This window comes from Planctomicrobium aquicomposti (assembly GCF_051466325.1).
In the GTDB taxonomy this organism is placed as follows: domain Bacteria; phylum Planctomycetota; class Planctomycetia; order Planctomycetales; family Planctomycetaceae; genus Planctomicrobium.
Map to the genome: position 1 here is coordinate 1,693,083 of NZ_CP195792.1, position 10,766 is coordinate 1,703,848.

The 10,766-nt window shown below is 59.4% G+C and carries 8 protein-coding genes; 2 read left to right on the forward strand and 6 right to left on the reverse strand.

Translation table 11 applies throughout. The annotated features are described in order from the left end of the window. Positions 1-99 precede the first annotated feature (99 nt). The 6 genes from SH664x_RS06465 to SH664x_RS06490 all read right to left on the reverse strand — a co-directional run bounded on the left by SH664x_RS06465 (position 100) and on the right by SH664x_RS06490 (position 7,951). Positions 100-3,258 (reverse strand): efflux RND transporter permease subunit, encoded by a 3,159-nt coding sequence (locus SH664x_RS06465; protein WP_437206032.1) that lies wholly within the window; start codon positions 3,256-3,258, stop codon positions 100-102. 153 nt (positions 3,259-3,411) lie between these two features. Continuing rightward, entirely contained in the window at positions 3,412-4,929 is a 1,518-nt protein-coding gene (locus SH664x_RS06470; protein WP_437206034.1) for an efflux RND transporter periplasmic adaptor subunit, read from the reverse strand. Positions 4,930-5,138: 209 nt separating this feature from the next. Beyond that, positions 5,139-5,573, reverse strand: coding sequence for a hypothetical protein (locus SH664x_RS06475; RefSeq protein WP_437206036.1), 435 nt, complete (start codon positions 5,571-5,573; stop codon positions 5,139-5,141). Between the two features lie 152 nt (positions 5,574-5,725). Next, complete coding sequence (gene surE / locus SH664x_RS06480; RefSeq protein ID WP_437206037.1) at positions 5,726-6,487, reverse strand: 5'/3'-nucleotidase SurE; 762 nt, start codon at positions 6,485-6,487, stop codon at positions 5,726-5,728. Then, positions 6,484-7,152 carry a hypothetical protein gene (locus SH664x_RS06485; RefSeq protein ID WP_437206038.1) on the reverse strand — a complete coding sequence of 223 codons (669 nt, stop codon included), beginning with the start codon at positions 7,150-7,152 and terminating at the stop codon, positions 6,484-6,486. Before SH664x_RS06485 ends, surE begins: the two co-directional genes overlap by 4 nt. Before the next feature lie 346 nt (positions 7,153-7,498). Beyond that, positions 7,499-7,951 carry a hypothetical protein gene (locus tag SH664x_RS06490; protein WP_437206040.1) on the reverse strand — a complete coding sequence of 151 codons (453 nt, stop codon included), beginning with the start codon at positions 7,949-7,951 and terminating at the stop codon, positions 7,499-7,501. 256 nt (positions 7,952-8,207) lie between these two features. Here SH664x_RS06490 and SH664x_RS06495 point away from each other — a divergent pair, with 256 nt between their 5' ends. Together SH664x_RS06495 and SH664x_RS06500 are read left to right on the forward strand one after the other, a co-directional pair. Continuing rightward, the gene (locus SH664x_RS06495) at positions 8,208-8,813 is read left to right on the forward strand and encodes a hypothetical protein (RefSeq protein ID WP_437206042.1); all 606 of its coding nucleotides are present in this window, start codon (positions 8,208-8,210) and stop codon (positions 8,811-8,813) included. A gap of 314 nt (positions 8,814-9,127) precedes the next feature. Further along, a complete protein-coding gene (locus SH664x_RS06500; protein ID WP_437206043.1) occupies positions 9,128-10,528 on the forward strand; it encodes a hypothetical protein in 1,401 nt (466 codons plus the stop codon). Positions 10,529-10,766 lie beyond the last annotated feature (238 nt).

Consider the following 10,766-nt stretch of genomic DNA (forward strand, 5'->3'; position numbering starts at 1 on the left):
CAGTTTAACAAGGGGGTGGCTGATCGTCGTCGAATGGGGAAGTTTTTTCGCCCACCCCCTGTCCCCACGGCGGGGTGGAGGGTCAAAATAACGCCCCGATCAGGCCAGCTCCTCCGCCTCGTTCATACTGCTGATGGCCCGTTCTGCGGCGGTGCGGCCAAATAGCCAGAACAACGCAGGATGCACAAAGAAGTCGAGCAGGGTGGAACTGATCAGACCACCGAGAATGACGGTCGCGACGGGATACAGGATCTCTTTCCCCGGCTGTTCTGCCGTCAGCACCAGCGGGACGAGCCCGATCCCGGAGGTCAGTGCCGTCATCAGGACCGGCGCCAACCGTTCTTTCCCCGCTCGCAGAATCATCTCGTGGGTGACGCTCTCCCCCTCATAGCGAACCAGATGCAGATAGTGGTTTAACAGGAGAATGCCGTTCCGCGAGGCGATCCCCCCCAGAGAGATGAATCCGACCATACTCGCGATGGTCAACGTCTGCCCCGTCAGCACCAGCGCCGCGACAGAGCCGATAAACGCCATCGGCAAGGCGGCCATGACCTGCAGCGACAGATTGACCGACTTGAACATTGTGAACAGCACCAGAAAGACACCAATCAGCGAGCAGAGAAAGAGAACGCTGATCACGCGCGAGGCGGACTGCTGGCTCTCGAACTGCCCCCCAAACTCGATGTAATAACCGGGGGGCATCTGCTCCTGAATAGGACGCAGCTTGACCCGCAGGTCGTTCACCACGTCCACCAGTCCGCGACCGGCCACATTGCACTGGAGCACAATCCGGCGTTGGACTTTCTCCCGGTTGATCACGTTCGGCCCCCCCGATTCATAGATCTGAGCCACCGATTCGAGCGGCACACGACCGCCATCGGGAAGCTCAATCGTCAGCCGCTTCAGCGTCGACAGATCTTCCCGCGCTGACTCGTTCAGACGGACGACCACGTCAAACGTTCGCTGCCCCTGCAGAATTTCCGAGACAGTCAGACCGTTCAGAGCGGTCTCGATGAATTCATTGACATCGGCCGCTGTCAGTCCGTACTGCAGCAGCCGCGCGGAATCGAGTTCGATCCGGAGTTGCGGGATCGTCACCTGGGGTTCAATCAGCAGGTCCTTGACCCCCGGCACATCGCGAATGGCACCTTCCATCCGTTGGGCGATCCGGCGGAGTTCATCGAGATCCGTGCCGAAGATCTTGATACCGACCTGAGCTTTCACCCCGGAAATCATGTGGGATATCAGGTGCGCGAGCGGCTGTTCGACTGCGGTCACAATTCCCGGAATGTTCGCCATCCCTTCGCGAATCGCATTGAGCTGGGCTTCGCGGGAATTGTGGGACGCGGGGTCGAGTTCCAGGATGTACTCACTGTTGCTGACCGCTTCGGCATGTTCATCGAGCTCCGCGCGGCCTGTCCGTCGCACGGAGCGGATCACATCGGGAATCTTCTTCAGCTCCGCTTCCACGGAACGGTTGATCTGGTTCGACGTGGCCAGCGACGTACCCGGCGGAAGCAGCACGTTCAGCTGAATCGCCCCCTCATTGAAGGGGGGGAGAAAGTCGCGGTCCATCTGGGACATGAAGATCGCCGCGAGAAAGACTCCGGCGGCAGTCGCACCAAGTGTCAGCCAGGGAAACTTCAGGCTGAAGCGGATTACCCCTTCACCGACAAACTTGAGCCCCCTGAGGACCGGGCCATCGACTTCCGTCCCTTCTTTGGAAGAACTCCCCAGCAACCAGTAAGAGAGCACGGGCGTAATCGTCAGCGAGACCAGCAGCGACGCCAGAATCGACACGATGTAGGCGATTCCCATCGGAGCAAACAATCGCCCTTCCACGCCGGACAGTGCGAACAGCGGCACAAACACCAGCACCACAATCATGGTGCTGAACACGATCGAATTGCGGATTTCCGCGCTCGCCTCGTACACCACCAGCAGTGGAGAGCGGGGAACGGCGGCATGGCGATTCTCTTTCAGCCGACGGAAAATGTTTTCGACATCCACGATGGCATCATCAACCAGTTCGCCAATCGCGACCGCCAGTCCCCCCAGCGTCATCGTGTTGATCGAGAACCCGAAGATGGCAAACACGATCGCAGTGATCGCCAGTGACAAGGGAATGGCGGTCAGCGTGATGAATGTCGTCCGCAGGTTCATCAGAAACACGAACAGAATGATGACCACCAGAACTCCCCCGTCACGCAGGGCAGCCAACACGTTTTCAATGGCACGATCGATGAACGTGCTCTGCGAATAGACCGGCACAATGCGGACACCCGCAGGGAGGGAGGGCCCGAGTTCCCGTTCCACCACATCCAGAATCTGCTTCGTCAGTGCGCGGGTATCGGTCGAGGGTTGCTTGCTGATTGTCAGCACCACCGCATCGCCCCCGGCGATCGACTCGCCATCGCGAATGAACGCGCCGCTGTCTCCCCGCTTGACCTGGGCCCCTTCTTCGATCGTGGCAATCTGCGCGAGGGCGATCGGCTGTCCTGCATGGATGGCGACAACCACATTGCGGATGTCGTCGAGGTTGCTGAATCGGCCGAGTGACCGCACCAGGAGTTCTTCCGGCCCCTGCTGATCGAGATAGCCTCCCGTGGCATTTTCGTTGCTCCGTCCCAGGGCGGTACGGACCTGATCCAGCGTCACGCCGAAACGTGTCATCGCATCAGGGTCAACCTGAACCTGATACTGCATCCGCTGGCCACCCATCGTGAAAATCTGGGAGATCCCGGGAATCGTCAGCAGCCGCTGGCGAACGACCCAGTCGGCCAGCGTTCGCAACTCCATCGGACTGGTCTGCTGGCCGTCGCTCCACATGGCCAGCACCAGCACCTGCCCCATCACCGAAGAGATCGGAGCCAGCGCCGGCCGGACTCCGGGAGGGAGTCGATCCTGAACCATCTGCAAGCGCTCGGTCACCACCTGCCGATCGACATACAGGTCGGAACCCCAGTCGAAGTCGACGGTGATGACCGACAGACCGCTGGCTGACGAACTGCGCACCGCCTGCACATGGTTGGCACCATTGAGAGCGGTTTCAATCGGAAACGTGATCAGCGTTTCGACCTCTTCCGGAGCGAGCCCGGGAGCTTCAGTCATGACGACGACGCGCGGGCGGTCGAGATCCGGGAAGACCTCAATCGGCATCTTCAGCGCCAGCCATGTCCCGATTCCCATGAGAATCAGGGAGAGTGCGGCGGTCAGTAACCGAAACTTCAGCGAGAATCGGATGAGTGCGTTCAACATGGGACTGGCATCTGCGTGAAATTGTCAGAATCTCAACTGCAGGCAGCCTTCAGGACGCGAGATGTGAAGGGAAATGACACTTCAACACTCAACGTCGGCAGCCTGCGGAAATCCGGGATTTGAAACGGAACGGTCGAGGACGGGTGAAACGGATCAATGGTTGTGCCCAGCGTGAGGATCAATCCCTCCGCCCGCTTTATTCTTGAGCGCCATCAACATCTGATGTGCCCCTTTCAGCGCCACGATTTTCCCCGGTCGCAATGAGCCGTCGTTGGCAATCACTACCGACTGCTGATCACGATAGCGCACGTGCACCCGGACACGGTCGAAGTGTCCCGGCGCCTGCACAAAGACATAGTTCTCGGCACCTTCCCGGGCCACGGCCGTCACCGGCAGCACGATCTCATCCTTCCACTCCTCTACTGGAACCCGCAGCTGCAGCCGCTGCCCCGGTCGATACTTCCAGACCACAAACCGCCGCTGTTCCGCATCCGCGGTATCGCGGATGATGCTGTTCGGCAGGCCGACATAGAACTGCAGCGTGCGGGTCTGGGCGTTTACCTCCGGTGCGAGGAATTCAATCTTCAGCCCTTCTACAGGGGGAGCGTTCTCGGCGGCGTCAAAGACGGCCGTCACCGGCCAGCCGTTCTCCAGAGCCCGCAGCACAATCGCCGCATCGCGTTCAAATGCGGAGCCCTCGATAAACAACTTGCTGAAGTCAGCCAGCAGACAAAGATTCTCTCCCGCTGCGACCGATTGTCCCTTGTGAACTTTCAGATTGTGCAGCACCAGCGGCACACCGGCTTCGCTCTCGCTCTTTGCCGATTCAGGTCGAGCTCCCGCCTCCTGTTCGCGGGCCTCTTCGCCTGTCATCAGCTGATATTCCTCCGCATGGCGGTGCTCATCGGAAGAGGGGGCCATCACCTGCAATTCGCTGAGGAGCCTGCGGTCCCGTTCGATCGTGGTGATCTGGGCGGCAGTCAATCCGTGTAGACGCAACGATTCCCGTTGGGCCCTGAATTGGGATTCCAGCTTCTCTTTGGCATACTGGCGTTCCAGCAGTGTCTTCCCCGCGACTGCGCCGCTCTGGCTCACATCCCGTAACCGGCTGATTTCCCGATCCTCCACGTCGAGAGAACCGAGAGTCTGCAGAAAGTCCACCTGCGACTGCACCAGATCTTCATGCGTGAGCCGGATCTGAAACAATAACGTTCCCGGAACGACAGCTTCACCATCGACTGCATGGACATGATCGACCACCCCGGTGAGGGGCGTCGTGACGTTCAGCTGCGTGCGGCCGGGACGTTCCCGAATGATTGCCGGCACCAGAGTGGAGCGGACGAATGTCTGCAGCTTGACGGTCTGCAGCTGATCGGACGTGAGTCCCAGATTCCGCATCGCCTGCGGAGAGAGTTCCAGCGAATCCTCCTCGTTGTGGCTATGGCCGGAATGGTCATGACCCGCATGGTCATGTCCGGCGTGCCCCTGTTCATCTGCTCCGTGCGCAGCGGTCGCCGCTGCTGTGCCGCGTCTCGCCTGCAGGACAGACCGGCTCCACGCCAGCAGCCCGTATCCTTTGTAATACCAGAGCAGCAATAGCACGATTGCCGCGAGCAGAAACAATGCGCGCCAGGCCCATTTGCGAAGAGAAGGAGTTGTCGTGGACGTCATAGGAACACCTGCTGGCAGCTCCGCGGATAGCGGAGCGCACTGCCGTTCGAAGCGGCTCTGGATCAGAGAAGGTCAAATCGGAATCACGGATTTCCCGAAGGCCTGGGGCGTGGGCGATGTGCCACATCACCGCGGAGAGAGCTTCGAAAATTGAAAGAGGCAATCAGACTTGGCAGAAAATCCGTGCGTCGCAGCGCATCGACAGCGTATTAGACGGTCCAGCTCTGGAAAAGAATGCACAGGCCCATGCCGGTCACATCTTTTTCTTGACCGGAACACTCCCGCTGCCCCGTCATTTGCGAACTGGCCGCTGACGACAGATCCATCGGCACCGTCCACAAAGCCAGGAAGTGATGTCCGACAAGGCTCTGCACAGTCTGCTTCGCCAGATAGACACAACTGCCGTGGCTGCATTCGCTTTCCGGGGCCTCGTCATCCGCCGGGAACTCTGTCCCGCACGTCTCACCGGCAGCCAGAGGCGATTTTGCGGCGGCGTGATGACGACAGTGGGGAATCGCAGGAGCGGCGTTCACTGTCTCGGCAGCTTCACCCGACTCGGTATGGCTGTGATGCCAGCCGCAACCCAGAATGGCGTGAGCCAGCATGGTGAGTGTCGTCAGGCAATGAAGAAAACGCTGCCACATAGACTGGATTGTTTCCAACAAACCCGTGACCTGTCAATCGGAGTCTGGTCACGGACCGCCAGCACAGACCGGTCATTGAACAGGAACTCAATCGTCGTCGGTGACTTCGCGCTCTCTCCCAGCCGGGCATGGGGACATCATGACAGCATGAATTAAAGCGAGAACCGTGTCCCCTGCAACGACTGCAGGATGCTCGTCTCAGTGAGGTCAAAGTGCAGAGGAGTGACCGTCACATACCCCTCCGTCAGCTCTTTCACGTCTGAACCGGGTTCCAGCGCGTGATTCTTCAAGGGATCCAGTCCGCTCCAGTAATACGGTCGGCCCCGGGGATCGAGTCGTTTTTCGATCGTATCACTGTGACGCTTGACTGCCATCGTGGTCAGCTTGATCCCCTTGGGACCTTCTGGCCGTGTTGCAGGGAAATTGACATTCCAGAGCATTCCCGGACGCGGGCTCTGCTCGAGTAGCTGTCGAATCAGATGGACCGCTCGAATCGCGGTCGCCTGATAATCCGGTGGGGTGACCTGCGAGAGCGACAGTGCGATGGACGTGATGCCGAAAAATGCTCCTTCGATCGCAGCAGCCACCGTCCCCGAATAGAGCACGTTGATGCCGACGTTCGCTCCCGAGTTGATGCCGCTGACGATCAGCTGCGGCTCTCCCTTGCAGAACTCAAGGACGCCCATCTTCACACAGTCAGCGGGGCTCCCGTCCACGGCCCAGCCATAATGCTCCCCCTCCTCCAGAATCTCTTTCACCATAATCGGGTGCAGGTAGGTGATCCCGTGGCCGACTCCACTCTGTTCCGCGAGCGGAGCCACGACCTGCACATCTCCCAGTTCCTGAAGCGCATCACGAATGGCGCGCAGCCCGGGAGCATGGATGCCATCATCATTCACAAGCAGAATCTTCATGGTTGTTCGGCGGGGCTCTTTTCTGAAGGCTGTGACGGAGTCACTGCGGGGGCTGGGGGCGGTGTCTGCCGGGGTGCGGCAGGGTTCTCCGGTACCGTGAAATGCAGTTCGGTAAACGACAGGTCGGGGACGGGGATCGACTGCGGGAGATCAGATGGCTTTTCAGCCCCCTGCGAAGTGGCGAACGGATTCAGGGGAACAGCCGGTTCATCAGCCACTGCTGTCTCCAGCAGTTTGCGTAACGCAGCGACATCGCGTCGAAGGTCCTCAACCGCTGCGCGGAGTTCGCGCAGTTCCCTCAAGACCTTCACCTGATCCGGGGTCGCGGCACTCTCTTCCCGAATTTCATTTTCCAGTTCCAGGGCGCGACGGATCAGCTCCCTCGCTTCCCGCATCAAGCCTCCCGTCATTAGCGACTTGGCAGCCGCCCGGAGGGCTTCCGCCTGCTGAGCTTTCGTTCGACCGGGAAGAGCCTCGAATCGGTTTGGGGTGACCGGAGGATTTCGCGGTCCTGCCTGCGGAGGCTGAAACAGCTGTGTCTGGTCTGCAGTGGGATGAGGAAGGAAGCGATTCTCAGGGAGGTCGTCCGCCGCTCCCCGCGTGGTGAAGGACAACAGGAACAGACAGGAGAAACAGCCCGACAGGAGTGGTGCGCGTAATGACATTGGAACCTTCCCGGGAAAGTGGTCACCCGTCTGAGACCTGCTGGAATTCCGCGATGCATTCAGGACCGGTTCAGGCCAGATCAACGGAAACCGTTTCCAGTCTACCCGTTCGGGGCATTCCTTGCGAATCTTCTTCCGCCGGGAGCAATCAGGACGCAGTCTTGGAAGACGCGGAACTCCCCAAAGGGGATGCAGAACCGAGCATCGACGGCAGAAGCTCATCCCTAATCAGGAGATCGGTCCCGGGACATCGCCAGATTCCGGACTTCCTCCTCGTCTTCCGGCAAAGTGGACTGAACCAGTTGGGGACGGACTCGCCGCGGGCGCGGCAGGAAACCCGAAGTCCCTACACCTGTTCAGTCACCAGGCCGACCACCGCACCGCCGGCAATATAGCAGTGTCGCGTTCGCTTGAGCTGCCAGCGAATCTCCACCACCAGACGCTGCTGACCGGCGTACAGAGTGTCGAATTCCGCCAGAATGTGCTCGGCCTCGAAGGGAGAATCGTACTGAAATCCGATTCCCTTGCGGGCGACATCGCGAGTCACGGCGATCAGCGAATCGGGCTGTAGCAGACGGATTCCGCTGGAAGTGAGCACAATGGGCCGCAGATAGAACGGGACCACCAGAGCATAGCGGGGAGCAGTCCGCCGTTCGGAACCATCCCCGACGCGACCGCCGGCATCCCGAAGACGGGAGCCAGCCCGGGTATAGCTGGAGATGATCTCCTCCATCGCATTGGCGACATCGTCTGCGTCGCAGTTACATGCATAGATGTCCCTAGCTTCCATGATTCGCATCACTGCATCTCGCTTGAACCGGCGATCGAACTTACAAAGGTAGGCCCCTCGCGCCGCCAACTTCGGTCAGTTTCGGAGGAGGACTCCATTTTGAGGATTTTTGTTCCGCTCGTAACGATCGGGTGAGAACCGGCATCACCGGGACAACCGGTGCAGATTTGCCCGTTAAACCGTCAAGATTGTCAAAGATGCCCTCCGGAATAACCGATCTAATCGATACAGGGGATTTCTTCAGCTTCTCAAGCATGTGGCGGTCATGCAAAATCCAGGGTGGATTGTTGTTCTGATGCTGTCGTTGGCTGGCTGCCAGTGCTGCCAGTTGACGGAGAAATATCAGGACCGCGTGGACTGCATCGCAGACCACGAAGGGCATCTCGATAACTGGTATTGTGCCGGCCTCGATCTGACCCGCATTGGCTATCCGGACTGGTGCCAGTACCGGATCAATCAGCTGTTGTGCGGTCGCCAGTGTGTCTGCTGCCGGACAGCTCCTCCGTTTATTGAAGAACAGCTCCACTACCGGGATCTCAACCGCGCTGCGCCCGGAAATCCGTACGTCCCACCTCAAACGGATTCGACTCCGTCGCCCACTCCGGCGAATGGAGGTCTCGTTCCACCGCCGCCCGCTCCTGGCGTCCAACCGTTTGTTCCGCAGGCGCCTGAAGTGCCGGGACAGATCGAAAAGATTCCGGATCCGCCCCAGATTAATCCGAACGAGACCATTCCGCTCGTTCCGCTTCCTCCGCCGGGACAGAGTTCTTACGAACCGGCAGGTGATCCGCTCTTCCAACCGATTCAGCTATCCAGCTTTGAGTGGACTGTGCCGGAGAAGAGCTCGAAACCGCGACCGATGCCGCAGTAGCAGCAAACAGCGGATTGCCAGGCTGCGAGCTCAAGCTGTCCTCGACACGCCGATGTCAGCATTTCAGCGGATGTCAGGATTTCACCCGACGATACGCCTGCTCCACGGCCACGGGAAAGAGCGACCCGCTCTTGGACTTGTGAGGTCAGGCGTCCCCGTCCGTCGTGACGTGTGAACCGTTGCGGAGTACCAAATCCGCCTTCCCTTGAGCACCACTGGGCCGCAACACTGGGATTCTCCCAGCCCGACGACATAAACTGAGGAGACGCTCCCTGCAGCGGCGGGGACGAAACCGGTCCTCGGGTGCTCTGGACATGTCGACGCTTCACGCTGGCACGGACGATCCCGATTGCAAATGGGGCTGGCGTGGCCAGGTTGTCGCTGGCGTATTGCTGCTGTTTGCGGCAGAACTCGCGAGCCCTTCCCTTGAGGTCGCATGGTCACAGCCGCCTGCCCAAATGCAGGTCAGCGCAGATACTGCCTCCTCGCGGGGGGATGCCCAATCGCTTGCACAGTGGGGACTCAAGAGGATCGATTCCGAACGGTGCGTCATTGTCACGGATATTGAATCCAATGAAATCGCAGGGATTCTGCCGTGGATGGAAGCTGTCCATGCGGCCTGGGTGCAGCAGTTTGGACTCCTGCCGAATCCCTCGGAAGCCAAACGTTTTCGTCTGACCGGGTTCGTCATGGAGGACCAGCAGAGGTTCCAGAAAGCGGGTCTCCTCCCTCAGGACCTGCCCCCTTTTCCCTTCGGACGCCACAGGGGACTGCAATTCTGGATGCGGCAGCAGAACTCCGATTATTACCGGGTCCATCTCGCCCTCCACGAGGCGACACACTGTTATATGGGGTTACTGACCAACCGCCGCTTGCCGCAGTGGTTTCACGAGGGGATGGCAGAACGGTTTGGAACCCATGCATTGAATTCTGCGGGGGAGCCCCAGTTTGGAGTCCTGCCGAAAAACGCCGCTGCCTTTCCGGAGTGGTCACGCATTGACATCATTGATCGGGAAGTACGGGCGGGCCGCTCCCTGACCCTTCGGCAGGTTGTCTCCCTGGGGGAAAAAGAGTTTACCGAGTCCTTCACGGTCCCTTATGCGTGGAGCTGGGGACTCTGTCAGTTCCTGTGCGACCACCCGTACTACCGGGAGAGGTTTTTACACCTCTGCCAAAATCTCGAGACGGGAGACTTCTCTCAGCAGTTTGGTGAGCTGTTTCTCAGGGATCGGACACTTCTGAGCAGCGAGTGGGACCAGTTCGCCCGGCGCCTGGTTTACGGGTACGACATGGAGCGCAATGCTTTCCAGCTGCAGCCACCCCGGGAATTGAACCACGAGGCAACTGTGAATGTCGCCGCCGATCGTGGCTGGCAGTCAACAGGCTACCGGCTGGCCGCAGGGGAGACCGTGACGATCTCAGCCTCGGGGCAAGCCATCCTCGGCTCCCACCCGCGCCTCTGGACGAGCGAGCCGCAGGGAATCTCGATCCATTACGCCTGCGGAGTCCCGATCGGAACGTTGCTTCTCGGCCTGGTTCCCGAGCCGGATTCCACTTCCACCGAGATGGTTTCGGTTCCAATCGGCTCAGGGGGCGAGTTCGCTGCTCCCGTGTCGGGAACGCTCTATTTCCGAATCAACGAACTCGGCAACTCACTGCACGACAACTCCGGGAGCTACGGCGTACTCATCACCCGGAAATCAGCTCCACGCTGAGGTTTCGACGTAAGCGGACTCTCCAGCCATGAATTCTTTTGAAACAGGGCAACTGCCCTAAAATGATGTTCCAAATTGAAACTATTACATTAAGATGTCCCCATCCGTAGAGGATGCATCGAACAGACATCTCCCCAAAGAGGCGGTCTTCCTTGCCCTTTGATGTCTGACTGACTCGGTGAAACACTGAAACCCCCGTTTTCTTTTAATCTGGAGCGTGCCACCTCCCCCCCCGAAA